Here is a 26,995-nt window from a genome sequence, read left to right on the forward strand (position 1 = left end):
AGAAGAATTTTTCATAACGGTTATGCCAAAAAAAACTTATGCGCTCTGCAAAATCCAGCACATTGTTCACTGCGAAAGCCCTTGATTTATGAGCGTTAGGGCGCTTTGCGGGGCTTGAGGAAAGTTCCAAACCACATATCGATATAGGGCGGGGAAGTGCTGGAGGGGAGGGAAGCGGACGGTTTTAAGGTGACGGTTTTTTGTCACTTTGGTGGATCAAAACCGTTACGCATCGCTCAAAGGGCGACTTGTTGCGCAAGTGGATCCCGATGCCATTGATTGCATAGGGTTTTATCCCGCAGCAGACACGTCGCCCGCGAGCGACACGCTTGGCGAGAACGGCGCCAGGGCAGCGGCTTACTTCAGGTAACCGCTGCCAGCAGGCGATTCCGCCAGGTAACCCGTTGGAGCCAGGAGCACGTTCTTCGCAAAAACAGGATGCCGACAGCAGTTGGCAGCGGAGGAAGTGCACATGGCTACGCTCATCGGTATTGTCAGTAAGGTCATTGGTCAGGTGTTCGCGGTTGCGAGCGATGGCACCCGACGCGCGCTGGTCGAGGGGGACCGGTTATTCGCCGGCGATCAACTGGTCACCGGGGCCGAAGGCGCGGTGGCGGTTCATCTGCAGAATGGCCAGGAGCTGACACTTGGGCGTGGCAGCAGTATGGAGATGACGCCGCAGTTACTCGCGCATCAGGCACCCCATGTGGACACCGCTGAAGCGGTGACGCCGACTCAGGCGCAACTGACCGATGTCGAGCAACTGCAAAAAGCGATCGCTGCCGGCGACGACCCGACCCAGACCGCTGAAGCCACGGCGGCCGGACCGGGTTCGAGCGGCGCACCTGGTGCACTGGGCGGCGGCCACACGTTTGTCATGCTTGAAGAGACGGGCGGGCGGGTCGATCCGATCATTGGTTTTCCTACCGCAGGCTTCAACGGCATTCCCGAATTTCCCCTGGAGCGGCTGGCCGGAAACCCGGACAACGGCGACAACGGTGCAGGTGGTTCAGGAGGTTCAGGAGGTTCGGGTGGTTCAGGAGGTTCAGGAGGTTCAGGCGATGTTCCTGTAACACCGGTCGTTCCTGATGTGCCGAACAATCCGGTCACCCTCACCGGCCTGTCGGTGGCAGGGGGCGAACAGACCCTCAATGAGGCCAACCTGGCGGACGGTTCGGCCCCCAACCCTGGCGCACTGACCAAGACCGGCACGTTCAGCGTGTCTGCTCCTGACGGGTTGACCAGCCTGAGCATCGGAGGGGTCAATGTGATCAGCGGTGGCGTTGCCGCCGGCTTCCCGCAGTCGATCACCACTCCGTTGGGCAACACCCTGACCGTCACCGGCTACAACCCGGTCACGGGGGTTGTGAGTTACAGCTACACCCTCAACGACAATGAAACCCATCCGGCCGGTGACGGCACCAACACCCTCAGCGAACACTTCACCGTGGTGGCCGGCGACAGCAATGGCGATACCACCACGGGTTCCCTGGACGTCAATATCACCGACGATGTGCCCAAGGCGTTCGATGACAGCAACGCCAGCACCGCGTCGGAAACCCTGGTGACCCTGGCCGGCAGTGTGCTTCCCAACGACGTTCAGGGCGCTGATCGCATTCCTGCCGGACCCGAGAGCGGGCCAGTGGTTGGCGGCACTTTCACCGGTCAATATGGCACGTTGGTGCTCAACGCCAACGGCACTTACACCTACACCCTGAACACCAGCGACGCCGACTTCAAAGCCTTGCACGCGGGTGGCAGCGGGACCGAAACCTTCACCTACACCCTGACCGATGCCGACGGCGATACCAGCACTGCCAAGCTGGTACTGAACATCCATAACAACGATGACCCGGTCACAATTGGCGGCCTGAACGTCGAAGGCGGCGAAATCACCGTCTACGAAAAAAACCTCACCTACGGCACCGACCCTGACACACAAGCCCTGACCCAGAGCGGCACCTTCACCGTCAACGCTCCGGATGGCCTGCAATCCCTGACCGTGAGCGGTGTCGCGGTGGTCAGCGGTGGGGTGGCGGTCGGTTTCCCGCTATCGGCCACTACCGGGACGGGCGCCACCTTCACCATCACCGGTTACGACCCGGCCACGGGCGTGGTGAGCTACAGCTACACCCTCAATTACGACAGCGACCACCCCAACGCCAATGGCGCCAACAGCATCTACGAGAACTTTGACGTCGTCGCCACCGATGCCGACGGCAGCACGGCGACCGGGCAAATCAACATCAACATCGTCGATGATCTGCCGACCGCCAACCCCGACGCGGTCTCGGTCGCAGAGGGTGGCATCGTCAGCGGCAGCGTGTTGGGGAACGATGTCACCGGCGCCGATGGCCCCGCCGCAGGGGGCGCGGTGGTCGGCGTGCGTGCCGGTTCCGACACCTCGACCCCGGTCATCGGTGGCCTGAACACTCAGATCAATGGCACCTACGGTTACCTGACGCTGGAAGCCAACGGCAACGCCATCTACCACAGCAACCCGAATGCCGTGAGCGGCCCCGGGGCGACCGACGTGTTCACCTACACCATCCGCGATCGCGACGGTGACGAAAGCACCACCACCATCACCATCGACGTGCACAACAGCAGCATCAGAGCGGTCAGTGACAGCGACGTGACCGTCTACGAAAAAGCCCTCGACCTGAACCAGGACGGCCAGGATCTGGCGCCCGGCACCGTTACCGGGAGCCTGCCGGGCAACACCGGCGAAACCGCCAGTGGCACGCTGGTCGGTTCGGTCAGCGGCGCGGTCGGCGTAATCACCTACACCCTGGTCGGCAGCGCCACCGGTACGTACGGGCAAATCCTGCTCAATCCCGATGGCTCCTACACCTACACGCTGACCTCGGCGCCCAGCACCACGCCGAACGCCAACGACGGCGCCAACACCTTGAGCGAAAGCTTCACCTACAAAGCCACCGACTCTCTGGGCAACAGCACCACCAGCACCATCGTGGTCAAAATCGTCGATGACCTGCCGACGGCTCATGCCGACGAGGCTTCGGTCGCCGAGGGCGGCGTTGTCAGTGGCAACGTGCTGTGGAACGACGTCGGCGGCGCCGATGGCCTCGCCGCAGGCGCCGTGGTCGGCGTGCGTGCAGGTTCCGACACCTCGACCTCAGCCGTTGGCGGCCTGAACACTCAGATCAATGGCACCTACGGTTACCTGACGCTGGACGCCAACGGCAACGCCGTCTACCACAGCAACCCGAACGCCGTGAGCGGTCCGGGGGCGACCGACACGTTCACCTACACTGTGCGCGATGCCGACGGTGACCAAAGCACCACCACCATCACCATCGACGTGCACAACAGCGGCATCACAGCGGTCAGCGACAACGACGTGACCGTCTACGAAAAAGCCCTCGACCTGAACCAGGACGGCCAGGATCTGGCGCCCGGCACCGTTACCGGGAGCCTGCCGGGCAACACCGGCGAAACCGCCAGTGGCACGCTGGTCGGCTCCGTCACGGGCGCGGTCGGCGCGATCACCTACACCCTGGTCGGCAGCGCCACCGGTACGTACGGGCAAATCCTGCTCAATCCCGATGGCTCCTACACCTACACGCTGACGTCGGCGCCAAGCACCACGCCGAACGCCAACGACGGGCCGAACACCCTGAGCGAAAGCTTCACCTACAAAGCCACCGACTCTCTGGGCAACAGCACCACCAGCACCATTGTGGTCAAAGTTGTCGATGACCTGCCGACGGCTCATGCCGACGAGACTTCGGTCGCCGAGGGCGGCGTTGTCAGTGGCAACGTGCTGTGGAACGACGTCGGCGGCGCCGATGGCCTCGCCGCAGGGGGCGCGGTGGTCGGCGTGCGTGCCGGTTCAGACACCTCGACCTCAGCCGTTGGCGGCCTGAACACTCAGATCAATGGCACCTACGGTTACCTGACGCTGGACGCCAACGGCAACGCCGTCTACCACAGCAACCCGAACGCCGTGAGCGATCCCGGTGCGACCGACGTATTCACCTACACCGTGCGCGATGCCGACGGTGACCAAAGCACCACCACCATCACCATCGACGTGATCAACAGCTGTATCAGAGCGGTCAGCGACAGCGATGTGGCCGTCTACGAAAAAGCCCTCGACCTGAACCAGGACGGCCAGGATCTGGCGCCCGGCACCGTTACCGGCAGCCTGCCGGGCAACACGGGCGAAACCGCCAGTGGCACGCTGGTCGGCTCCGTCACGGGCGCGGTCGGCGCGATCACCTACACCCTGGTCGGCAGCGCCACCGGTACGTACGGGCAAATCCTGCTCAATCCCGATGGCTCCTACACCTACACGCTGACGTCGGCGCCAAGCACCACGCCGAACGCCAACGACGGGCCGAACACCCTGAGCGAAAGCTTCACCTACCAAGCCACGGACGCCCTGGGCAACAGCACCACCAGCACCATCGTGGTCAACATCGTCGATGACCTGCCGACTGCTCATGCCGACGAGACTTCGGTCGCCGAAGGCGGCATCGTCAGCGGCAACGTGCTGTGGAACGACGTCGGCGGTGCCGATGGCCTCGCCGCAGGGGGCGCGGTGGTCGGCGTGCGTGCCGGTTCAGATACCTCGACCTCAGCCGTTGGCGGCCTCAACAGCCAGATCAATGGCACCTACGGTTACCTGACGCTGGACGCCAACGGCAACGCCGTTTACCACAGCAACCCGAACGCCGTGAGCGGCCCCGGGGCGACCGACACGTTCACCTACACCGTGCGCGATGCCGACGGTGACCAAAGCACCACCACCATCACCATCGACGTGCACAACAGCGGCATCACAGCGGTCAGCGACAACGACGTGACCGTCTACGAAAAAGCCCTCGACCTGAACCAGGACGGTCAGGATCTGGCGCCCGGCACCGTTACCGGCAGCCAGCCAGAACGCACGGCTGAAACCGCCAGTGGCACCCTGGTCGGTTCGGTCAGCGGCGCGACGGGCGCGATCACCTATACCCTGGTCGGCAGCGCCACCGGGACGTACGGGCAAATCCTGCTCAATCCCGATGGCTCCTACACCTACACGCTGACGTCGGCGCCCAGCACCACGCCGCACGCCGACGATGGCGCGAACACCCTCAGCGAAAGTTTCACTTACAAAGCCACCGACGCCCTGGGTCATTCCACCACCAGCACCATCGTGGTCAACATCGTCGATGACCTGCCGACCGCCAACCCCGACGCGGTCTCGGTAGTGGAGGGCGGCATCGTCAGTGGCAACGTGCTGGTGAACGACTTCAGCGATGCCGATGGGATTGGGGTGGTCGGCGTGCGTGCCGGTTCAGACACCTCGACCTCGGCTATCGGCGGCCTGAACAGCCAGATCAATGGTACCTACGGTTACCTGACGCTGGATGCAGCAGGCAACGCGGTCTATCACAGTAACCCGGACGCCGTGAACGGTTCCGGTGCGACCGACGTGTTCACCTACACCTTGCGTGATGGCGATGGCGACGAGAGGACCACCACCATCACCATCGACGTGAACAATAGCTGCATCAGCGGCAACGACGGTGACCTGCACAGTTCGACGTTAACGGCCCCAGTCATTGCGAACGCGCCACCGGTAGCGGTCGATGATCACATCATCACCAACGTGCTGTCGGGCAACATCGTGGTCCCAGGCGAGTTGTTGCTGGCCAACGACACCGATCCGAATGGCGATCCGCTGACCGCTTCGCCGACCACCATCAGCACCGGTTGGATTGCCAAAGGCGCGGACTTCACCGGCACCAATAAAAACGTCAGCTTCACCGGCGGTAACGAGCAGGCGGTGACCCTCGCCCGCAGTGCATTCGTCGCCAACACGGCAGCCATGACGGCGGTGTTGGTGGTCAGCGGGGCGCTGGGAGCGGTCAACAACCCCCACGATGAGGACCGCATCACCGTCGACCTCAAACAGGGTGAAACCCTTAACCTGGATCACAACCTGGCGGCCGGTCATGTCGCCATGGAGTACTCAATCAACGGCGGCGCATGGATCGCCCTTGCGGACGGACAAACCCTCACTGCAACGTCGGACAGCACCTACCAGATCCACATCACCAACATCGACAACGGTGGTCCGGGCAACAGCGGGAAGGGGGCGGAAAACTACGAGCTGACCATGACCGTCAACTACGCTGGTGCCCACGACGTCGCGCCAGATGTCCACGGCACCTACGCCGCCAACGACAGCCATGGCGGCAGCGACAACGCCGCTGTGACCATCACCTATCAGGACGGCCACACCCTCACCGGCACGGCGGGCGATGATGTACTGGTGGCGGGCACCGGCAACAACGAAATGCACGGCGGCGCCGGCAATGACTTGCTGTACAGCGGTGCAGGCAACGACCTGCTCGACGGCGGCACTGGCGTCGACACCGCGAGCTATGCCCACGCCACCGCCGGGGTTACCGTTGATCTGGGCGTGCTCGGTGCGCAGAACACCGTGGGCGCCGGGACCGACACCCTGACAGCGATCGAAAACCTGACCGGTTCGAACTTCAACGACAGCCTCACCGGCGATAACCACAGCAACATCATCAACGGCGGCCTGGGTAACGACATGCTCAACGGCGGGGGCGGCGATGACTTCCTGATCGGCGGTCTGGGCAACAACACCCTCACCGGCGGCAGCGGTGCCGACACCTTCCAGTGGCTCAAAGGCAACAGCGGCCATGACGTCGTCACCGACTTCACACCGGGCATCGACAAACTCGACCTGTCGCAACTGCTGCAAGGGGAAAACAGCACGGCGGCGTCGCTGGATGACTACCTGCAATTCAAAGTCACCGGCAGCGGCGATTCACTGGTCACCAGTATCGACGTCAGTGCGATGGCCGGGGCTGCACCGAATCAGACCATCGACTTGGCGGGCGTCAACCTGGCCAGCCATTACGGCGTCACGCCGGGGGCGGGTGGGGTGATTGCCGGGGGGCACGATACGGCGACGATTATTAACGGGATGTTGAATGATCATTCGTTGAAGGTGGATACGGTGTGATCGACCTTTGATTCGGGCCTGAAACGACAAAACCCGCCGCCCGGTTAAAGGGACGGTGGGTTTTTTCTGTCTGAAGAGATGTGTCGTCGGTGAGTCAGCCTTCGCGAGCAAGCCCGCTCCCACAGTTGATCCTCAGCGATCACAGATTTTGTGTTCGACAACGATACAATGTGGGAGCGGGCTTGCTCGCGAAGGGGCCAGAATGGACACCGAATCAATCAGTAAGTGTTCCTCAGGCCTCGGTCAGCCCGGCAACTCCAGATTATCCAGCACCCGATTCACCGCCAGTTCCCCGAGCATGATCAACTGCGCAATCCCCAACACCGTCCGGCGCTGCGGCCCCGGCAACTGGCCGGCGAAGTCCAGGGCGATGGTCTTTGCCGAAGCGAGTGTTTCGCAGGCATCGGTCAACAGTTCCTCGTTTTTTGTGTCCGCGGTCACGGCATACATCCTGCGGGTTTTACGTGGGGGCGGCATGGAGCCGGGCGGGCAGAGGTAGTGGTCGAGCGCGCGGTCAGCGGCTTCGTGGAGTTTTTTCGAGTCGAGGGATTCGTAGGGGGAGGAGGGGGCGGTTTCGGGCGGGTTGGGTGTGGGTTTGATCATGGTGAAGCTCCTTGAGAATGGAGCCGTCAACCATCGCTGCTAAACGAAGAGGTGGCGGCTTTACGCGGGTTAGCAGACCAGGCTCAAGGATCCCGGCGCACCGAAGTGCCCCACGCAAAGCCGCCATAACGTCGTGGCGGTACCTGCGTGCCTTGAAATTGTCAGGCTGCTAAACCCGATCACTGAAAATTCAGCGACCGGACCACAATAGAACCCACCCCCAAGGCGCACAAGCCGGCGGATTCTGGCGTAGCTGTAGGCAATAGCGCAAGGATGTGTAGCCTGGAAGGCGTGTCCGGAAGTCTTTTTAAACGCCATAGTTTAAAAGCAATAGATCACAGCCCCCGGCAACTCCAGCAGGATCAAATGCAATCCGCTGTATGAACTGTCGCAGGCTGCGATCTTTTTAAGCGCTCAACATTAAATAGATCGGTCCCCTTATCCTGAGGGTGATCAATAAATGCGTTTGCTTTCTTCACGTCCCCCTTCTTCACTCGGATCAAGGGGGCGGAATGCCATGATGCCCCGTGAATTCTCGGCTCATCCGATCCTGAGAACTGCGATCCGGTAGCCCGAGGTCATGCAAGCATAGGCTAGAGTTCCATCGGGACTCAAAGCGATCCCGTACACCGTTCCCCCACCCAGAGGAATGGTATAAATAACTTCCTGACGTCGGGTCTCGATCACAGAAATCGTACTGCTTTCGTAGTTGGTGACATAGGCGAATGTTCCCTGATTGTTAATAACCACCGCGTATGGTTTTTTTCCGACTGTAATGTATTTCGAGACTGTCAATGTTGTCGTATCGACAATCGCAATTTGTCCCGTATACCAAAGCGTGACGTAAACAAAGCGTCCGTCAGGACTGGCGGAAGCGTAATGAGGATACGAGCCGGCTGGTAGATCGACTCGTTTAATTACGGCGTGGGTAGCCGCGTCAACGATATCCAGTCGAGCTGACTGCCCACTGTAGTTGTTGACTGCGATATAGATAAGTCTTCCGTCAGGACTGAAAGTAATTCCCCATGGACTTTCGGTGATTCTGATTGATGTGTTTTCCGTCCCGGTCACGGGATTATAGACTTTGATATTTCCATATTCCCAAGTGCTGATGTACACCAGTTTGTTATGAGGGCTGACACTGATCGTCGCGGCTCTCTCTGAGGCGATAGGTATGGTTCTTGTTACCACTTGTTTGACTGTATCAATTTCATAAACCTTGTTAGAGCGGTTGCAGGTGTAAGCGCGCAGACCATCAGAACTGAGCGCAATGGCTTGAGGGATAATATCTACTGGAATGTGCTTCTGGATCTCCAGCGTCTCAGTATCAACAACCGCAACAGATAGTGAAGTAGGGAGGGGAGCATAGAGATGTTTTCCGTTCGACGTGATCGCAATCTCAACAGGGGCGCTGTCCATTGAAATCCAATCGATCACGCTCGGCTGACTGACGTCCACCGATGCCGAAGCTGTTTGTGCGTCGCTGCTTGCATTTAGCGTGTATGTGCCTGTGGAGGCAGGGGCTCTCACCTCACCGACGATGGCCACACCACGGTTGTCAGTGATAAAGGCTCGTGATCCCGTGCCACCATCGGCAAAGGTGAATCCGCTGGGGAGAGTCAGAACGACGGGTTTGTGCGGCACAGGTTCACCGGCTTGCATCAATTCGAGAGTGACGTTGTTGATAAGCCCGTTAGCCATCGTAAAGTACGGTGCATTCCCGAAGGTCAGAGCCGCTTCTGGTAGCAAAATCCGCAGACGCAAAACAGGAGAAGGCGTCTTCACGCCCTTGCTGATCAATACCCAACACAATCTGAGCCTTCTGCCCTGATGTGCCTTGAGCAACTCGGGGCTTAGCGTGAAGTTGGCGCGCTTGTTCTGGTTCAACTTGACCGTCGCAAACTCCGGTGTGCCTGGAAGTGCATTGAGCGCCTCCAACCGCGCTTCGTCGCCCTCTTGAGCAGTCAGGTGTTCGACTCGCACCTTCACCCCTTCCGGATAAAGAGACGATTCAATCGGGTTCTTGGCTGGTGCCACCAGAAACGGTGGCTCCAACACAATTTGCGCCGCATCGCCAAACATCAATTGCAGCAATTGCGAAAACACTTCCACCTCACCCGGATTAGTCACCGTGCATTGCACGACCAACGGGGTGCTGGCGTAGGGGGCGATGTAGTAGGCAGGCACCTGGAAGATGACGGGTTGTGTCGGGTCGGTGACGACCTGTTGGAAAATGAACAGGGCCTTAATCCCGTCCTGATCGGTGGTTTGCCAGTTAAGTCTGACGATCGCGCCTTTTTTCAAGGGCCAGTACTCGGCGACCTGCACCGTGGCCGCGACGGTGTCGACCGGTAGCTTGTTGTCCACCAGCGGATCGACAATCGGCAGGCCCAACGGCAGGGACGTGCCGGTGAAAGTCGCATCGGCGGGTTTCGAGGGCTGGGTCTTGCCTGTTTTTGTCAATGTATAGGAGGCCCGCGCCGAACCTCCAATCAGGTTGCGTACCCACTCATTCAACACCGGAAAGTTCACTGTTCTGCCCGCGGCGACCAGCATCACTTTGAAGGTATGGGTGACGGGATCGCCACCTCTGGTGAGTCCTTCCAGGGTTAGCTCGATCAGATCATTTACTGCAAATACCCCGGTGACCAGGATCACCATGGCGTCGCCCGCGAGCCCATCGTGATTCACCACATTGTCGGGATCGGCCGGTTCAAAAATCGGCGCGGCCAGCAACACCATGCCGGGTTTGAAAGTGAGCATGAGTGCATCCGACCAGCCGCTGGCGTTTTCCACCACGTCGAACACTTCCCAACGCACCACCAAGCTGTTGGTGGGTGCCAGGGTGGCGAGCATTTCCGGTGTCAGCTCAAAGACAATGTCACCTAACTCAATGACCGTGAACTCAAGGAGCAGTGATCCGAAGGCAAGCACCACCACGTCATCGATGGACTGATTGAAATATTCCGGCACGGTCACGAACATGCCGTCATCGATCACTGTTTGATCGACGACGCTTTCCGAGGCGATTGGCAACTTCAGGCCCTGGTTGAATGGCTTGCCGCCGTCAGTATTCGCTTCGCCCGGCGCCGGGTATTTGTAGAACATCGGAACAGGCGGCGATTGTTCGGTGCCGTTACCGCTCACGCGCAGAACCTCGAACCAGAAGGCCTTGTTCTCTGACTGCAGAGGCAGAAACCTGGCTTCCATGTCTTGGGCGGAGATATAGAACGGAATGTTTTTCGCTTTCCCTTCAGCATCAAAATGCGCTTCGGTGACCGGGAATTCAGCGACGGGAGCATTTTTTGTTTCGATGTAAACCTTAATGTTGTCGCCGATGGCCATGTTCAGATAAGCCAGGATGTAAACCAGCAATCCGTCACGGTCCCCGTGCACCATGTTGATGTTGATCCCCAAGGCCCCGTCGTTCTGCGGTTTGAAACCAACTGGGTAGGGTGGTGCGACGGCCAGCACGCCGATGCCGCGATCGGGTGGAAATACAACGACTTGTCCACTGGACGCGGGGGCAGCGTTTGTTATTGGGCTGTTCATGAATGCGTACCTTCCATAAGAGGCGCCCGGCTTCCCGAATGGGCGGCACCGATAGGGATGGATTAGATAGTCGGCGTGAGTGTTTGCCTACTGTCATATCTGACAGGTACACACAGGTTTAAGACGAGCGGTCGCCCCCCTTACATAGGCTCCGGCGGCCCAATCAACCGGCCCATCACCCCAAACAACCCCAACTCCCGGATCACTTCCAGCTCTCCTTTGGTTTCCACCATCTCCGCAATCAATGGCAAATCAATGCTGTTCGTCGCCCGAAATATCGCTTCGATAAATAGCCGTTTATCACTCTGCTCATCAATGTGACGGATGTACGCCCCATCGATTTTCAAGTAAGCCAGCCCCAGTTGAGTCAGGTTGCCGATCTGGCCGAAGCTGCCGCCGAAATGCTGCAGACCAATGCGGTAACCGGTGGTGAGCAGGCTGTGGCTAAGGCGTTGCAGTTCTTCCTGAGGGGGCAGTTGGCGTTCGTCGATTTCCAGAATCAGCAGGGGGGCGAGTTCGGGCAGCGATTCGAGCATGTCGAGGATGTGTTGCAGCTGCGCTGGATCGCGCAGGGTGCTGCCGGACAGGCTCAACGCCAGCGGCCAACGATTGACGATGAGGTAGTCGAGGGTGGCTTCGAGCATGGCCAGGTCGAACCGCGCCGACCAGCCGAGTCGCTCGATCCACGGCAGGAACTGCCCGGCGGCTATCGCCTCGCCCTGTGGGTCGAGCAGGCGCGCGAGAACTTTGTGATGCAGCACCTGGCTGGTGTCGGCGCATTGCACCACCGGCTGGAAATACAACTGCATCTTGCCTTGGTTCAGGGCGTCGTCGATCCAGGTTTGCCAGTCGTTCTGGGAAGGGTTTGGTGCGGTGATGGAATCGGCCAAGTGGACCCACGGGCGCTCGGGATGTTGCCGGGCTTCGGTCAACGCCTGATCCAGTCGCGTCAGCACGTCACTGGCCGGCTCACCGGGGTGGTAAGGGGCGATCCCCAAATGCGCCACCGGCATGGCGTCGCTGGCGCCGGTCAGGCGCAGGTTTTCCAGGGTGGCGCTGATTTCGCAGGCCAGGCGTGCGGCGTCGGTGCTGTCCAGGCCTGGCGTCAGCAGGCTGAATTCACCGCCGCGATTGCGCGCTGCAAGCCAGGTGCGACGTTCCGGTGGCTGGGTCAGGCGTTTGAGCAATTCACCGACGGCACTGATCAGCGCATCGGTGCGCTGGCCGCCCAAGCGTTGGTTGAGACCGACCAGATCGTTGATCCGCAGCATCAGCAAATGGCCGTCGCTGCTCTGCTCGGAGACCAGCAACTCATCGGCCAGTTCTTCATCCAGCAAACGTCGATTGGCCAGGCCTGTAAGGCTGTCCTGATAGGACTCGATCCGCAGCTTTTCACTGCGTGCGACCTCTTCGGCGAACAGCGCCTTGAGCTTCTCGACCATCTGGTTCATGGCCAATACCACGCGTTTCAACTCCGGTGTGCGCGGCAGTTTCGGCAGGCTGAGGAACTCGCGTTTGCTGATGGCTTCGGCCTGTTTGACCATGGTGTCGAGTGGACGAAATTGCCGGCGCAGCAACCAGCCTCCAAACACGGCACTGAGCAGGCCGCACACCAGCAACCAGATCAGGCTGCCGAGGGTGCTGTCCCAGAGTTTGGCCAGGGCAAACTGCGGATTGCTCAGCACTTCAACCCGTGCCGCCTGGACCCAGCCGCGCATGATCAGCGCTTCGCCACCGGGTGGGTGCAGGTTGACCAGGTTCACGAACCAGGCGGGAACGCCGTCGATTTGCCCCGGCGCACTGCGCTCGACCAGCACCTGCGCATCCTCAATGTTGATGATTCGAATACTGCTGAAGTAACCGCTGTCGAAAATCGAGCTGACCATCAATTCGATCATGGCCGGGTCATCGATTTGCGCCGTCAACGACAAACCCAACGCGGTGGCGGCGTCCTGGGCGTGGGAGCGCAACTGGCCGAGCATCTGGTCGCGAGAGCTTTCCAGGCTGACAAAAAAACTGCCGCTGAACGCCACCAGCAGGAACAGGCAGATGGCGAGAAACAACTGTTTACGCAGTGACATAAATCGCTCCTTGCTCAGGTGGCTAGCCGTCGCCCACGGCGAACCCTTCGGCCTGCATCTTTTTTAGTACGTCCTGCCAGCGCGACAGTTTTTTCGAGTCGCTGCTGCGTTTGCCGCCATTGGCTCCCGGCAAGTACAGGCCTTCTGCGTTGAAGGCGTACACCGGCAGCAAGTCTTTGCGTTGGGAGGCGGGACGGACCTCGCCGATCAAGTTGTCCAGCACCAGCGGATCAGCCGTGGGGCTGTTGTAGAAAGTCAGCACCATGTGCGCCTGGTTCTGGGTCAGGGCTTTCACGTAGGTGATGCGCAGTTTTTCGCTGGGAATTCCCAGGTAGCGCAGGCTGAAATATTTCGCCAGTGCGTAGTCCTCGCAATCAGCGGCACCCTTGATCAGGGATTCGACGGGCGTGGCCCAGTAATCGGTCTGATGCCAGATGCGGGTGTCGTCCAGAAAGCTCAGCTGCTGATTGAAGAAGCGATTGACCGCGTTCAGTTGCTCGCGCTCGGGGGCGTTGACTTCGCTTTGCAGCATCTGACTCCAGGCCTCGATCCTTCCCCGTCCCTGGCCAAGGGTGCCGTAGCGATTTTCGGCAGTTTGCAGAATCTGCGTAAAACTCCAGTTGGCCCCGACACTGCCCAGCCCGGCCAACAGAAAAGTGATCAGCAACAGCCATCCGCCGAGCCGAAGTCGGAGCGTTGACCATCCTGGACTACGCGGACTGCGGGACATGTCTGGCCGCTCGGGTGCAGATGCCTGAAGTCTAGGCGGTGTTTTCAGCCAGGCAGGACAGATCGTCGGCCTACAAAGCAAAAGATCGCAGCCTTCGGCAGCTCCTACAGGGTGTACGCCATCCAATGTAGGAGCTGCCGAAGGCTGCGATCTTTATCGGGTGCGCTTGAATATCAAGATTTGCGCAGGGTTTTCTGCCGGAGGATGTAAACCGTCACCAGCACCGCGCTGGTCAGCATGAACCCCCGCGCCCACGGCAGGGGCACCAGGTAGCAGGAAAGCAGGATGCTCGCCCACATCAGGCTGATGGCGTAGACCTTACCCTTGAGCGGGATGCCGTTGCCGCTCAGGTAATCGCGAACCCACGGCCCAAGCCGCGGATGTTCAACCAGCCAATGATAGAAACGCGGCGAACTGCGGGCGAAGCAGGCGGCCGCCAGCAGCAGGAAGGGCGTGGTGGGCAATACCGGCAGGAAAATCCCGATCACCCCCAGCGCTACGCTCAACCAGCCGATGGCCAACAGCACGTAACGCAACATCAGGGAGCGGTTGCCTATGGGGTTGTCCATAGGCAAAACCTTAGTGGTGACGAGGCTTGAGAATCGCCGGTTTTTCGTCTGGCGCTTGGCACAGCAGATACAACGCAGTCAGGGCTTCCGGGATCTGCACGATCATGTCGTCCATCAGGTTGGCGTCTTTGGCGATGTCTTCGAACTCAGGCTGTTCGTCGAACAGGCCCGAACCGACCATGATCGGCAGCAGCATTTCGCTGACTTCGTCTTCGGCGGTTTCGAACCAGGCTGCTTCGCGCAGGAACACGCCTTCCATGAAGCCGATACACCAGCCGCGCAGGTCGGAGTCATCCGGCTCTTCGCCCAGGTCCAGGTCGCAAGGCAGCTCGAACTCTTCATCGGACGCCAGTTGGCGTGCGATGTGAGCCTTGAGGGCCAGCAGGGTGGATTCAATTGCTTCACGCTCGGTGTCGTCGGCGTAATGCGGCTCTTCGGCGAAGAGGGCGTCGATCCATTCACGGTCGGGAACGGTTTCGGAACAGATCGACAGCGCAGTGAGGTAGCCGTGGGCGGCCACGTAGTCCAGCGCCTCGTCATGCAGCTCGTCGGCGTCGAGGAAGACTTGCAGGCGGGTTAGTTGCTCAGCGAAGGACATTAAAGGGCTACCTTGGGAATTAACAGATGCGGGAATTCTAGGCCTTCTTGAGCGCTTGGGCCAGCCGCGCGGCATTTTTGAGCCCTCACAAGAACAGGCAACCCTGCAATCTCTGTGGGAGTGAACCTGCTCGCGATAGCGGTGGGCCAGTCAACTCTGATTTTGAATGTAGCGCCGCTATCGCGAGCAGGCTCACTCCTACAGGGGTCTTCATGGCATTGGGTTCATGTGTCTTATCAGTGGTGCCCTGCGCAAGGGAGGGCTCGGGTATACTCGCGCGTTTTGTGATGCCCTGCTGGCGTCGCGGCTGAAATGTGAAGCGTCATGCAATGCGCACTTACGATTTGTCGGTGCAGCCTTCGTGGTTCTGAACCAGCCTTGCAGGGATGTTTTTGTGATTTTTGGAGTTTCTATGCTCGAACAGGCTCAACGCGTCCTCAAGGACATCTTCGGCTACGACAGTTTCCGTGGCCGTCAGGGTGCAATCATTGAGCGCGTGGCCAGTGGCGGCGACGCCCTGGTGCTGATGCCTACCGGTGGCGGCAAGTCCTTGTGTTTCCAGGTGCCGGCGCTATTGCGCGAAGGCCTGGCGGTGGTGGTGTCGCCGCTGATCGCCCTGATGGACGACCAGGTCGCCACCCTCGAAGAGCTGGGCGTCGCGGCGGCGGCATTGAACTCCACGCTCAGCGCCGAGCAGCAGCGCGATCTGGCGGCACGGATCAAGCGCGGTGAAGTGAAAATGCTTTATCTCGCGCCCGAGCGTCTGGTTCAGCCACGGATGCTGGCGTTCCTGCAAAGTCTTGAAATTTCCCTGTTCGCCATCGACGAAGCCCACTGCGTGTCCCAATGGGGCCACGACTTCCGCCGCGAATACCTGCAATTGGGCCAGTTGGCGGAATTGTTCCCCAACGTCCCGCGTATCGCCCTGACCGCGACCGCCGACAAGCGTACCCGGGAAGAAATCGTCGACCGCCTTCATCTTCAGGATGCCGAGCGTTTCCTGTCGAGTTTCGACCGCCCCAACATTTTCTATCGCATCGTGCCCAAAGAGCAGCCGCGCAAGCAGTTGCTGGCGTTCCTCGCCGAGCGGCGCAGCGATGCCGGCATCGTCTATTGCCTGTCGCGCAAGAAAGTCGACGAAGTGGCGGTGTTCCTCAGCGAGCAAGGCTTCCCGGCGCTGCCGTACCACGCCGGTCTGCCCAACGATACCCGGGCCCACCACCAGAAGCGTTTCCTCAACGAGGAAGGCCTGATCATGGTCGCCACCGTGGCGTTCGGCATGGGCATCGACAAGCCTAACGTGCGCTTTGTCGCTCACCTCGACTTGCCAAAATCCCTTGAGGCTTACTACCAGGAAACCGGTCGCGGCGGCCGAGACGGCCTGCCGGCAGACGCCTGGATGGCTTACGGCCTGCAAGATGTGGTGATGCTCAAGCAGATGTTGCAGAACTCCGAGGGCGATGAGCGCCACAAGCGTCTGGAGCAGCACAAGCTCGACGCCATGCTCTCGCTCTGCGAAGAAACCCGCTGCCGTCGCCAGACGCTGCTGGCCTACTTCGACGAAGACATGCCCGAGCCATGCGGCCATTGCGACAACTGCGTCGATGGCGTGCAGACCTGGGATGCCACCGAGCCGGCCCGTCAGGCGCTTTCGGCGATCTACCGCACCGGCCAGCGCTACGGCGTCGGGCATTTGGTCGATGTATTGCTGGGCAAGGACAACGAAAAGGTCCGCAACTTCGGCCATCAACATCTGTCGGTATTTGGTGTAGGCAAGGCGATGGGAGAGAGCGAATGGCGCTCCTTGTTCCGTCAGCTGGTTGCCCGCGGTCTGGCAGACATCGACCTCGAAGGCTACGGCGGCCTGCGCCTGAGTGACACCTGCCGACCGCTGCTCAAGGGCGAAGTGACTCTTGAGCTGCGCCGCGACCTCAAGCCGCAAACCACGGCCAAAAGCAGCAAGAGCCAGGCGAGCCAACTGGTTCGCGGCGAAGAACGCGAACAGTGGGAAGCCTTGCGCGCCCTGCGTCGCAAACTCGCCGAAGAGCATGGTGTGCCGCCGTACGTCATCTTCCCCGACTCGACACTACTGGAAATGCTCCGCAGCCAACCGACCTCGCTGTCGGAAATGGCCACGGTCAGCGGCGTTGGCGCGCGCAAGCTGGAGCGTTACGGCGAGGCCTTCCTCGAAGTCCTCGGCGGGCAAGTCGAGGCGCCGAAAGTGGTGGCCGACCTGCGCCACGAACTGATCACCCTGGCCCGCGCCGGCATGACACCGTTGCAGATCGCCGGTCAGCTGCAATGCTCGGAAAAGAACGTCTACACCCTGCTCGCCGAAGCGATTGGCAAGCAGCAGTTGTCGCTGGAGCAAGCGCTGGATCTGCCCGAAGAGTTGATGGGTGAAATCCAGGACGCGTTCCTCGACGGCGAGGGCGAATTACCGCCGGTGTCGGAGATTACCGCGCTGTTCGCCGGGAGAGTGCCGGAAGGCGTTTTGTACTGTGTTCGGGCGGCGCTGCAATCCGAATTCGAGATTTAGGTGATCTGCCACATAGATGTAACGATTCAGTACAGAGCAAGCCTTGCCTCTGGCCAAGGGTCATGCTTAGCTGACTAATAATTAGTTTTTCTTTATTTCAGTCTAATCATGAGTGTTTTATGCCGTTAACCGACCAACACCGCTTTGGCATGCAACTGGCCCAGATGTCGCGCGGCTGGCGTGCCGAACTGGACCGCCGTCTGGCTGGCCTGGGGCTGTCCCAGGCGCGCTGGCTGGTGCTGCTGCACCTGGCGCGTTTTGATGATGCCCCGACCCAACGTGAACTGGCGCAGAGCGTCGGCGTTGAAGGGCCGACCCTGGCTCGTCTGCTCGACAGCCTCGAAGGCCAGGGACTGGTGCAACGTCAATCGGTGCTGGAAGACCGCCGGGCGAAGAAAATCGTCCTCTGCGCTCCGGCGCGTCCCTTGATCGAACAAATTGAAACCATTGCCACCCAACTGCGCCATGAGTTGTTCGAAGGCGTCGATGAGGCGGATTTGAAGATCTGCATGCGTGTCCACGGGCACATTCTGGCCAACCTGGAAAAGTCTTGAGGCATAAACGCTCCCTGGACTTTTGAGATACCCCGTTGGGCAGACTATAAAGAACTACTTGGCAATATCGTGTTCGTACCGGATGTGCGAACGCGTACAAGATGGTTCTGGTTATCTAAGGGATGCTCATGCTCGAGAGTTGGCACGTGGCTTTACGGTGTTGCGCCAGGCTGCTTCTGGTCGGTGGTGCTGTCACTTACTCGGCATTGGCGCCCGCGTTGGGCTTGGGTGATATCACCCTGCATTCGGCGCTGAATCAGCCGTTGCGCGCTGACATCGCCCTGGAAGATGCCGCCGGTCTGGAGGAGGGCGAGCTCTCGGTCAGCCTGGCGACAGCGGAGGAGTTCAGCCGCGCCGGCATCGATCGGGTGTTCTTCCTCAATAATCTGAAATTCACCCCGATCCTGCGGGGCAACCGCAGCCTGATTCGGGTGAGCTCCAGCAAACCGGTCAATGAACCTTTCCTGAATTTCCTGGTGCAGCTCAATCAGCCCAACGGGCGTGTGCTGCGCGAGTACACGGTGCTAATCGATCCGCCGGGTTCGCCGGGGATTGTTCTCGTCACTGACGAACCGGTGACCGACGTTCAGCCCTCTGGATTCCCAACGGTTGAGCCGGCTGTTGCGAAGCCTCCTGCGGTGAAAAGCAAAAAGTCGCCACCCCCTCCTGCCGCAGCGCCTGTGAGTGATCCCGTTGCCGAACAACTGGCCGCCAGCGTGCTGCGAAACCAGCAGCTGCAAGCAACCATCGATGAATTGACTGCGAAACTCCAGGCCCAGGAGGAGCAGGTCGCCGGTCAGAAAAAGCAGATGACTGAACTGCAAACCCAATTGGCGGAAATCAAGACCGCAGCGGTGGAGCCGGTTGCACCCGCCGTTGTGGCTCCCGCGCCGGCCATTGTTGAAGAGCCTGAGGCTACCAACTGGGGGCTGATCGGCGGGTTGTTGGCGGTGGTGGCTCTGGTGTTGCTGGGGGTGTTCGTTCGGCGTCAACGACAACAGGGTCAGGCATTGCCCGATGCTTTAGCTGTTTTGCCGTCACGGCATGAACCGGTGCTCAATCGCACTGCAGAACCGGTTATCCAATCTTCCGAGTTGCAACCGGCAACTGAATCGGGTGAAGAGTCGCCTGCAGGCGATGTGCTTGAAGGGGTTGATATCTATCTGGCCTATGGCCGTTTTTCCGAAGCGGCCGGTTTGTTGCGAGAGGCGCTGATCAAGGAGCCGCACCGCACGGATCTGGCCGTTCAGCTGTTGGAAGTCTTGGGTAAACAGGGTGACGTGCCTGCCTATGAAGCACAGGAAAACATCCTGCGTGACGCCGGATACGACCTGCAAGAACTTCAGAGTATTCGCACCCGACACCCGAAATTGAGCAGTGCGGTAGCGTTGACCGTCGCAGCGCCGATCACTCTCTCCAAGGCTGCGATACCCGAAGCAGCGCCCAGGGATGAATTTCAGTTGAACCTGGATGACCTGTCGATGGATTCGAGTTGGGACTTGATCAGCCCTTTTGAGCACTCGCCGACCGCCTCGAAGCCATCGAGCGAATCCGCACCGGTCGAGCCGCCGTTTGTCTCAAACCTGCACGTCTTGCCCGAGGTGTTTGAAATGCCCGACGACTCGACGCTGGACGAGCCCGAACTTGAATGGGTCGCAGAGCCAGACTCTCAGTCTCTGGATGACACCTTTCTCAACGAGTTCAGCGATCCCGGCCAGTCGCTGGAACTGGAACCGCTGAACCTGGAACCGGCCGAGCCAAGCAGCGCCGACAAACTCGAACAAGCCCAGACCTGCATTGATGATGGCGATGTGGACAGCGCCATCGAACTGCTCAACGAGTTGCTCAAGGAAGGTAACGAGCCGCTGAAGCAGACCGCCCGGAACCTGCTCGCCGGGCTATCATAGCGGCGCCCTCTGGCTCAGGAGTTTCGCCGATCATGACTGCACGCAAACCGGAAATCATCATCACGTATTGCACGCAATGCCAGTGGCTGTTGCGTGCGGCTTGGCTGGCCCAGGAACTACTCAGCACCTTCGGTGACGACCTGGGCAAGGTGTCGCTGGTGCCCGGCACCGGTGGGGTGTTTCACATTTTCTGTGACGATGTGCAGATCTGGGAGCGCAAGGCTGATGGCGGTTTCCCGGAGGCCAAAGTGCTGAAGCAGCGGGTCCGCGATCAAATTGATCCGGACCGCGATCTGGGGCACAACGACCGCACTCAGTGAGAGGCGGCTTCTGCCGCAACGGTCTTCTTGCTTGAGCCGCCCGAGAGTCGGCTGGAGACCACGATCGCCACGATGATCAGCGCGCCACCGATCAGCATGCGCAGTGTCGGGTTTTCATCAAACAGCAGCCAGGCCACGGTGATACCGTAAATCGGCTCCATGGCGAACACCACTGCCGCGGTTCGCGCCTTGATCACTGCCAGGCTGGCGACAAACAGACTGTGAGCGACGCCGGTGCAGAACACCCCGAGCAGACCGATCCACAGCCAGTCGATGGCGCGCACTTCGCTCAACTGCGGTGCCGCCACCGGTAACAGGCACAACGCGACCACCACGTTCTGACACAGCGCAGCCTGCACCGCCGGGATTCGCCCAGAGCTGGCGCGGTTGGTCAGCGACAGCAGAGAGAACAGCAAACCTGAACCCACCGCCCACAGCAGACCCATTGTGGCGCCGCTGGCCAGATCGAAATCAGGGGTGACCAGCACCAGCCCGACACTGACCAGCACCACCAGCAGGATTTCGTTGGCGCGAATTCGCTCGCGGAAGATCAACCCTTCGAGGATCACGGTAAACGCCGGGAAGCTGGCGAAACCCAGGGTCGCGATTGCCACGCCTGCGACCTTCACAGCGATGAAAAAACTCACCCAGTGTCCGGCCAGCAGTAAGCCGCTGAGCAACAGTCGGCGCCAGTCCACAGCCTCGAGTTTCTGCCAGCGAGTCGTGCTGGCGAACCGCGCAAAAACGGCTAACGCCAGCACGGCGAACGCGGCACGCCCGAAGACGATGACGGCGGGGGAGGCGGCAGCCAGTTTGCCGAACACACCGGTCAAGCCGAACATCAGTGCGCCGATATGCAGGGCGCCAAGGGCGGTACGGGGAGTCATTGCAATCCTTAACAAAACGTATAAAACCAGGCCGGAGACAACGCCGTCCCCTGTAGCAGCCGGACGCAGGCTTCGCCAGCTGTTCCATTTAATCGTGCAATGCCCTGTTGTGTCTGTCGGCAAACTATTGCCTTTTGTCGCCAACCTCGCGCCGCAATTTGCCGGGTGAGGCACCGAACTCCCGCAGCACCGCCGCCGCGAAGGCGCTCTGCGAACTGTAACCGACCCGACTGGCAATCTCGCCGATCGGCAGCGCCGAATCCCGCAACAAGCCCACGGCCATGTGCAAACGTCGACTGCGGATGTAATCCATCGGCGTCTGCCCGCATTCAGCAACGAACCGTGCATGCAGCCGAGCGCTGGACAGACCGGCGATGCGCGCCAGATCGGCGACTTGAAGCGGGTAGGCTGCGTATTGATCGATGTGCGAATTCAGCGCCGCATAAGGCAGGCGCCGGCCACCGACGATCTCGGGTTTGGCATTGTTGAGGCTGGCCAGCAACAACACCGCGCCTTGTTGCGCGATCAGTGGATCGCTGACCTGACTGCCCGCCAACCAGCTGACCAATTGGCTTTGCCCGGCGTCCAGCGGCAGGCGACCGGCGTTGTCGAGCAAACGACGGCTGGCCTCGGCGTGTTCACCAAGAGACTGAGAAACCCATTGGTCGCTGGGCACATCCAGCACCAGGCAACGGCTGCCATTGGCACTACCGCAGGCGTGATGGAAACCGGACGGCACCACCACGAAACTCTGCTGGACTACCTGGCTGCCATGCCCGTCGACCTCGAAATCCAGCGCACCCGACAGCCCGAACACCAGTTGCGCGTGGTCGTGACTGTGGACGATCAGGTCATGCGTGTATTGGCGTAGCGTGAGGATCGGTCTCATCGCAGGTCTCCCGGGCAAGGCTGCCAGTCTACACCGAGGGCAAACGTGGGGCGCTGTCACAGGACTGACTCGCCACTGTCATGGGCAATTAACCCGACCGGCGCAAAGTTGCAAAAACTTTTCCAGAGGGTTGCCCATGACCAGCGCCGAGCTCGCCAAACCCAGTCGTAAGCAACGTGTGCGAACCTTGTGGATTTCCGACGTGCATCTGGGCACCCGGGATTGCCAGGCCGAACACCTGTCGCAGTTTCTCAAGGGCTACCACGCGGACAAGATCTACCTGGTCGGCGACATCATCGATGGCTGGAAGCTGCGCGGCGGCATGTACTGGCCGCAGGCGCACACGAATGTGATCCGCCGCCTGCTGACCATGAGCAAGCGCGGCACCGAGGTGATCTACGTCACCGGCAACCACGACGAATTTTTGCGCCGCTATTCGAAGCTGATTCTGGGCAATATCCAATTGGTGGATGAAGCGGTGCACGTGACCGCCGATGGCCGGCATCTGCTGGTGATCCACGGCGATCAGTTTGACGTGATCACCCGCTATCACCGCTGGTTGGCCTTTCTCGGTGACTCGGCCTACGAATTCACCCTGACCCTCAACCGCTGGCTCAACCATTGGCGCGCCCGTTATGGCTACGGTTACTGGTCGCTGTCGGCGTACCTCAAGCACAAGGTCAAAACCGCGGTCAGCTTCATCAGCGATTTCGAAGAAGCCATCGCTCACGAGTGCGTCAAACGCGAGTTGCACGGCGTGGTGTGCGGGCACATTCACCATGCCGAGATTCGCAAGGTCGGCGGAGTGGATTACCTCAATTGCGGGGATTGGGTGGAGTCGTGCACCGCGCTGATCGAGCATTGGGACGGATCGATCGAGTTGTATCGATTGGCGGATGCCCAGGCGCGGGAGGCGGAGTTGAAAGCCGTCAAGGTTGCAGAGCCCGCCTAAAAATCAGGGTGTCTGGTCTGGCCCTATCGCGAGCAAGCTCGCTCCCACATTTTTGATCGTGTTTTCCTGAAACAACTCGGTCACCTGTGGGAGTGAGCCTGCTCGCGAATGGACTGCGCAGCAGTCCCTAGCAGTTTTCAGGCTGGTGAATGTTCTTCCATCGCCGTCTTGTAAATTGAATGCTTGGGGTGTGCAAACAACCGTTCCATCATCGGTTCAAAGAAGCTCAGCGGCAGCGTGTCATACGCCGGATCAAACGCCGCGGCGTCATATTTGGCGCAAAACTCAATGGTCGCCTGGTACTGCGGATGCCCGCTGAATTGCTCGCGCAAATGCCGGTCCATCCCTAGATGATGAAAGAAGTAATACCCCTGGAAAATTCCGTGTTTCTCGACCATCCACAGGTTCTCGGCGCTGACGAACGGCTTGAGAATCGCCGCAGCGATGTCCGGGTGGTTGTAGGAACCCAAGGTGTCGCCGATGTCGTGAAGCAGCGCGCAGACTACGTATTCTTCATCGCGGCCATCACGCCAGGCACGGCTGGCGGTTTGCAGGGAATGGGTCAGACGATCCACCGGGAAGCCGCCAAAATCACCCTCCAGTAATTTCAGGTGCGCCACAATCCGTGTCGGCAATTGCCTCGCATAGGCACTGAAGTCTGCGGCGATGATCGCCCAGTCTTCCTGCGTGCCGTCCTGCATGTGGGTGAACCGGGCGTTGGCATTCATCGGCTGTCCTCCTGTGGTTCATTGCATCTAGAACGGCACGCGACCCAGAATCATGTCTCGGTACATGACGAAATCGCCGAGCAGGCTGTAAAACGGATGTTGAAAGGTCGCGGGACGGTTCTTCTCGAAGAAGAAATGCCCGGCCCAGGCGAAGCTGTAACCCGCCAGCGGAAGGGCCCATAACAGCAGCCAGGCGCCTTTGCCGATGGTCAGGGCCAAAACGAAAATAACCAGCGTCGTGCCGATAAAGTGCAATCGTCGGCAGGTACTGTTGCTGTGTTCGCTGAGGTAATACGGGTAGAACTCAGCGAAGCTGTTGAAACGTCTGATGTTTTCCACGACTGCGATCTCTGTGGTTATTGTTCTGACTGCAAGATGTTCTGCGGGTAGCTTATTTGAGTCTAGAGTGATCATTGGCATCAGCCAGTGACAATGGGCGCCACTTTAGTATCCTTCGGAAATTGGCCGTAGCATGCGGCTCATCATGTAAGTGGACGACATGAGCGAACGAACGACTTCTGCAAGCTGGGCGATGGGGATTGTCAAAGCACTGGAGATGGACGGCCTGGATTGCCGGGTACTGTTCAAGCAGCTGGGGCTCGACTACGCGGCGCTGGATGATCCGGACGCGCGCTTCCCGCAAGATTCCATGACACGCCTGTGGCAGCGCGCGGTTGAGCTGTCCGGCAACCCGGCGATTGGCCTGAACATGGGCAAGGTGGTGCGACCGGCCTCCTTTCATGTGGCGGGCTACGCCTTGATGTCCAGCCAGACCCTGGCCGAAGGCTTTCAACGGCTGGTGCGTTATCAGCGGATCATTGCGGAAAGTGCCGACCTGAGTTTTCGATTGTTGGAAGAAGGCTACGCGCTGATTCTGACGGTCCACGGCGACCATCTGCCACCGACCCGGCAGAGCGCCGAAGCGTCACTGGCCTGTGCCCTGGCGCTGTGCGGCTGGTTGACCGGGCGCACCCTGCAACCGCGCAAGGTGCTGGTGCAGGGCGATGAACCCGTCGATCTCGAACCCTATAAACAAGCCTTCCATGCGCCTTTGGTGTTCAACGCGCCTTATGACGCCTTGATCTTCGAACGTGCTGACATGGAGGCACCGCTGCCTACTGCCAATGAGGCGATGGCGCTGTTGCATGACCGGTTTGCCGGTGAGTACCTGGCGCGGTTTTCCGAGAGTCGCGTGACCCACAAGGCGCGACAGGTGCTGTGTCGTTTGCTGCCCCAGGGCGAACCCAAGCGCGACACCGTGGCGCAGACGCTGCACCTGTCGCAACGCACCTTGCAGCGACGTTTGCAGGAAGAGGGCACAAGTTTTCAGACGTTGCTGGACGACACCCGGCGTGAACTGGCCGAGCAATACCTGGCGCAGCCGACCATGACCCTGCTGGAAATTGCTTACCTGCTGGGGTTTGCCGATCCGAGCAACTTCTTCCGTGCCTTCCGACGCTGGTTCGATGCCACCCCCGGCGAGTACCGGACGCGGATGATGGGCGCGCCTGCGCCTGTCAGTGACGCCAGAACGCCGGAATACACAGAACAAACACCGTAATGATCTCGAGTCGGCCCAGCAGCATGCCGAACGAGAGAATCCACTTGGCGGCGTCCGGCAGGGTGGCAAAGTTGCCCGCCGGGCCAATCGTCTCGCCCAGTCCCGGACCGACGCCGGACACCGTGGCTGCCGCGCCGGTGAGAGCGGTCATCCAGTCCACGCCGAGCAGCGACAACAGCAGCGCGATCACGCAGATGGTGATGGCGAAGAAGAAAGAAAAGGTCAGAATCGAACGCACGATCTCTTCGTCGAGGCGGTGACCGTTGTACTTCTGCTTGATCACCGCGCGCGGGTGAATCAGCTGGTTAAGGTTGGCCTTGAGCAGGATGTACGCGACCTGGAAGCGGAAAATCTTGATCCCGCCGGCGGTCGAGCCCGAACAGCCGCCGACAAAACCCAGATAGAAGAACAGCATCAGCGAGAAGTTGCCCCAGAGGCTGTAGTCCCCCAGCGCAAATCCTGTGGTCGTTACCACCGAGGTCACGTTCAGCGCCACATGCCGCAGTGCCTCCAGCCAATGCAGCTGGGTAGTCCACCAATACCAGGTGCCGAGCACCAGCCAGGTCACCAGCAACATGCCGATCAGCCCCTGAACCTGTTCATCCTTGATCAGTGCTTTGCGGTTACCGCGCAAGGTCGCTACATACAGGGTGAACGGCAGAGCGCCGAGAATCATGATGACAATCGCAACCCAATGCACCGCAGGCTCCGGCCACTTGGCCAGAGACTGGTCGGACGTTGAGAAACCCCCGGTGGAAATCGCCGACATCGCGTGGTTGATCGCATCGAACGGGCTCATCCCGGCCCACCAGAACGCCAGGCTGCCGATAATGGTGATGCCGACGTAGGCCGCAACGATCAAACGCGCCACCATGTGCGAGCGGGGCATGACTTTTTCGGAACGGTCTGACGACTCGGTCTGAAACAGCCGCATGCCACCGATGCGCAGCAGCGGCAGAATCGCTACCGCCATGCCGATAAAGCCGATGCCGCCGAGCCAGTGCAGCAACGAGCGCCACATCAGGATGCCGGGGGACATGGTGTCCAGGCCGCTGAGCACTGTCGCCCCGGTGGCGGTAATGCCGGACATGCTTTCGAAGAACGAGTCGGTGTAGCTGATGTGCTGGGTCAGCAGGAACGGAAGCGCGGCGAAGATGCACACCACCAGCCAGCTGCTGACCGTCAGCAAATACATGTCTCGCGGGCGCAGGTGAATGTGTTCGGGACGGCCGGGGATGACCAGGGCCAAACCCGCGACGAAGGTAATCATGCTCGCCCAGAGGAACGACGGCAGGTCGCTGGTGCGGTCGAAAATCACCAGGGTGGCCATGGGCACGACCATGGCGATGGCCAGCGTGATCAGGAAGATGCCGATGATGAAACCAATAATCCGTAAGGTCGGCAACGCCATGAAGTCCGCTCGGGCTGAAATAGGGAAGGGCGCCATTCTACCTGCGGGGCAGGGCATGTAAACCGGCGCCGCCTGCGCAGTTGCAGGGCCTGCCATCAA

18 protein-coding genes are annotated in these 26,995 nt (G+C 60.1%); 7 read left to right on the top strand and 11 right to left on the bottom strand.

Annotated elements, in window-relative coordinates; genetic code table 11:
* Positions 1-472: 472 nt before the first annotated feature.
* Complete coding sequence (locus tag ACMXYJ_RS09475) at positions 473-7,015, top strand: retention module-containing protein (RefSeq protein WP_415759596.1); 6,543 nt, start codon at positions 473-475, stop codon at positions 7,013-7,015.
* Positions 7,016-7,258: 243 nt separating this feature from the next.
* Here the strand turns inward: ACMXYJ_RS09475 and ACMXYJ_RS09480 are convergent, their stop codons facing one another.
* The 6 genes from ACMXYJ_RS09480 to ACMXYJ_RS09505 form a co-directional block, all read right to left on the bottom strand.
* Positions 7,259-7,618, bottom strand: coding sequence for a DUF6124 family protein (locus ACMXYJ_RS09480; protein ID WP_415759597.1), 360 nt, complete (start codon positions 7,616-7,618; stop codon positions 7,259-7,261).
* A 540-nt stretch (positions 7,619-8,158) separates the two neighbouring features.
* Positions 8,159-11,170 (bottom strand): YncE family protein, encoded by a 3,012-nt coding sequence (locus tag ACMXYJ_RS09485; RefSeq protein ID WP_415759598.1) that lies wholly within the window; start codon positions 11,168-11,170, stop codon positions 8,159-8,161.
* Positions 11,171-11,310: 140 nt separating this feature from the next.
* Positions 11,311-13,251, bottom strand: a complete 1,941-nt coding sequence (gene lapD, locus ACMXYJ_RS09490) for a cyclic di-GMP receptor LapD (RefSeq protein WP_415759599.1) — start codon at positions 13,249-13,251, stop codon at positions 11,311-11,313.
* Between the two features lie 22 nt (positions 13,252-13,273).
* Complete coding sequence (lapG, locus tag ACMXYJ_RS09495; RefSeq protein WP_415759600.1) at positions 13,274-13,981, bottom strand: cysteine protease LapG; 708 nt, start codon at positions 13,979-13,981, stop codon at positions 13,274-13,276.
* Positions 13,982-14,154: 173 nt separating this feature from the next.
* On the bottom strand, positions 14,155-14,550 hold the full coding sequence (locus ACMXYJ_RS09500) for a YbaN family protein (protein ID WP_415759601.1): 396 nt from the start codon (positions 14,548-14,550) through the stop codon (positions 14,155-14,157).
* 10 nt (positions 14,551-14,560) lie between these two features.
* Positions 14,561-15,148: a YecA family protein gene (locus tag ACMXYJ_RS09505; RefSeq protein WP_008156162.1), complete on the bottom strand. Its 588-nt coding sequence runs from the start codon at positions 15,146-15,148 to the stop codon at positions 14,561-14,563.
* Between the two features lie 412 nt (positions 15,149-15,560).
* On the opposite strand from ACMXYJ_RS09505, the gene recQ reads away from it, so the two are divergent.
* The 4 genes from recQ to ACMXYJ_RS09525 all read left to right on the top strand — a co-directional run bounded on the left by recQ (position 15,561) and on the right by ACMXYJ_RS09525 (position 20,468).
* On the top strand, positions 15,561-17,687 hold the full coding sequence (gene recQ / locus ACMXYJ_RS09510; RefSeq protein WP_095127824.1) for a DNA helicase RecQ: 2,127 nt from the start codon (positions 15,561-15,563) through the stop codon (positions 17,685-17,687).
* Between the two features lie 119 nt (positions 17,688-17,806).
* Positions 17,807-18,241 carry a MarR family transcriptional regulator gene (locus tag ACMXYJ_RS09515; protein WP_415759602.1) on the top strand — a complete coding sequence of 145 codons (435 nt, stop codon included), beginning with the start codon at positions 17,807-17,809 and terminating at the stop codon, positions 18,239-18,241.
* A gap of 128 nt (positions 18,242-18,369) precedes the next feature.
* The gene (locus ACMXYJ_RS09520; RefSeq protein WP_415759603.1) at positions 18,370-20,148 is read left to right on the top strand and encodes a FimV/HubP family polar landmark protein; all 1,779 of its coding nucleotides are present in this window, start codon (positions 18,370-18,372) and stop codon (positions 20,146-20,148) included.
* A 32-nt stretch (positions 20,149-20,180) separates the two neighbouring features.
* A complete protein-coding gene (locus ACMXYJ_RS09525) occupies positions 20,181-20,468 on the top strand; it encodes a SelT/SelW/SelH family protein (RefSeq protein ID WP_033055915.1) in 288 nt (95 codons plus the stop codon).
* On the opposite strand, the gene ACMXYJ_RS09530 is transcribed toward ACMXYJ_RS09525, so the two are convergent.
* Both ACMXYJ_RS09530 and ACMXYJ_RS09535 read right to left on the bottom strand, forming a co-directional pair.
* The gene (locus ACMXYJ_RS09530) at positions 20,462-21,355 is read right to left on the bottom strand and encodes a DMT family transporter (protein ID WP_415759604.1); all 894 of its coding nucleotides are present in this window, start codon (positions 21,353-21,355) and stop codon (positions 20,462-20,464) included. The genes ACMXYJ_RS09525 and ACMXYJ_RS09530 overlap by 7 nt on opposite strands.
* 124 nt (positions 21,356-21,479) lie before the next feature.
* Positions 21,480-22,244 carry a helix-turn-helix transcriptional regulator gene (locus tag ACMXYJ_RS09535; protein WP_415759605.1) on the bottom strand — a complete coding sequence of 255 codons (765 nt, stop codon included), beginning with the start codon at positions 22,242-22,244 and terminating at the stop codon, positions 21,480-21,482.
* 136 nt (positions 22,245-22,380) lie between these two features.
* On the opposite strand from ACMXYJ_RS09535, the gene ACMXYJ_RS09540 reads away from it, so the two are divergent.
* Positions 22,381-23,196, top strand: coding sequence for a UDP-2,3-diacylglucosamine diphosphatase (locus ACMXYJ_RS09540; protein ID WP_201201647.1), 816 nt, complete (start codon positions 22,381-22,383; stop codon positions 23,194-23,196).
* 137 nt (positions 23,197-23,333) lie between these two features.
* Here the strand turns inward: ACMXYJ_RS09540 and ACMXYJ_RS09545 are convergent, their stop codons facing one another.
* Together ACMXYJ_RS09545 and ACMXYJ_RS09550 are read right to left on the bottom strand one after the other, a co-directional pair.
* Complete coding sequence (locus tag ACMXYJ_RS09545) at positions 23,334-23,924, bottom strand: HD domain-containing protein (RefSeq protein WP_415759606.1); 591 nt, start codon at positions 23,922-23,924, stop codon at positions 23,334-23,336.
* 27 nt (positions 23,925-23,951) lie between these two features.
* Positions 23,952-24,263, bottom strand: coding sequence for an Mpo1-like protein (locus tag ACMXYJ_RS09550; RefSeq protein WP_415759607.1), 312 nt, complete (start codon positions 24,261-24,263; stop codon positions 23,952-23,954).
* Between the two features lie 160 nt (positions 24,264-24,423).
* Between ACMXYJ_RS09550 and ACMXYJ_RS09555 the strand changes: the two genes are divergently transcribed.
* Positions 24,424-25,485 (top strand): AraC family transcriptional regulator, encoded by a 1,062-nt coding sequence (locus ACMXYJ_RS09555; RefSeq protein WP_415759608.1) that lies wholly within the window; start codon positions 24,424-24,426, stop codon positions 25,483-25,485.
* On the opposite strand, the gene ACMXYJ_RS09560 is transcribed toward ACMXYJ_RS09555, so the two are convergent.
* Positions 25,442-26,896, bottom strand: a complete 1,455-nt coding sequence (locus tag ACMXYJ_RS09560; RefSeq protein ID WP_415759609.1) for a TrkH family potassium uptake protein — start codon at positions 26,894-26,896, stop codon at positions 25,442-25,444. The genes ACMXYJ_RS09555 and ACMXYJ_RS09560 overlap by 44 nt on opposite strands.
* Positions 26,897-26,995 lie beyond the last annotated feature (99 nt).

It is taken from the genome of Pseudomonas arabinosi (assembly GCF_047758675.1).
GTDB lineage: Bacteria > Pseudomonadota > Gammaproteobacteria > Pseudomonadales > Pseudomonadaceae > Aquipseudomonas > Aquipseudomonas arabinosi.